The following is a 626-nucleotide window of genomic DNA, read 5'->3' on the forward strand; positions in this document are numbered from 1 at the left end:
CCGTACGGCCTCTCGGCAGGCATCTGGACCGAGAAGGGCAGCCGCAGCCTGTGGATGGCGAGCAAGCTGCGCGCGGGCATCGTGTGGTCCAACACCTTCAACAAGTTCGACCCGACGTCGCCGTTCGGCGGCTACAAGGAGTCGGGCTACGGCCGCGAGGGCGGCCGACACGGCCTGGAGGCGTACCTCGCCCCGGCGGGCCCGCAGGGCGACCGCGCCGGAACGACGAGCCCGGAGGGCGATCGCTGATGTCCACTGTTGACCGCTTGAGCGTGCTCAAGACCTACAAGCTGTTCGTCGGGGGGAAGTTCCCCCGGTCCGAGAGCGGGCGGGTGTACGAGGTGACCGACGCAAAGGGCGCGTGGCTGGCGAACGCCCCGCTCTCCTCCCGTAAGGACGCCCGGGACGCGGTCGTCGCGGCCCGCAAGGCGTTCGGCCCCTGGTCGGGCGCGACGGCGTACAACCGCGGCCAGATCCTCTACCGGGTCGCCGAGATGCTGGAGGGCCGCCGCGAGCAGTTCGCGGCCGAGGTGGCCGCGGCCGACGGCGTGTCGGCCAAGAAGGCCGCGGCGCGGGTGGACGCGGCGATCGACCGGTGGGTCTGGTACGCGGGCTGGTCCGACAAG

2 protein-coding genes are annotated in these 626 nt (G+C 72.0%); both read left to right on the top strand.

All coding sequences use genetic code 11. The features are described 5' to 3' along the window. Positions 1–249 (top strand): aldehyde dehydrogenase family protein (locus KUM32_RS32800; protein ID WP_217145580.1); only part of this gene is annotated, 249 nt, incomplete at its 5' end. Continuing rightward, on the top strand, positions 249–626 hold a 378-nt coding region (locus tag KUM32_RS32805), incomplete at its 3' end, for an aldehyde dehydrogenase family protein (RefSeq protein WP_217145581.1). The genes KUM32_RS32800 and KUM32_RS32805, both read left to right, overlap by 1 nt.

It is taken from the genome of Streptomyces sp. AC627_RSS907 (assembly GCF_019049165.1).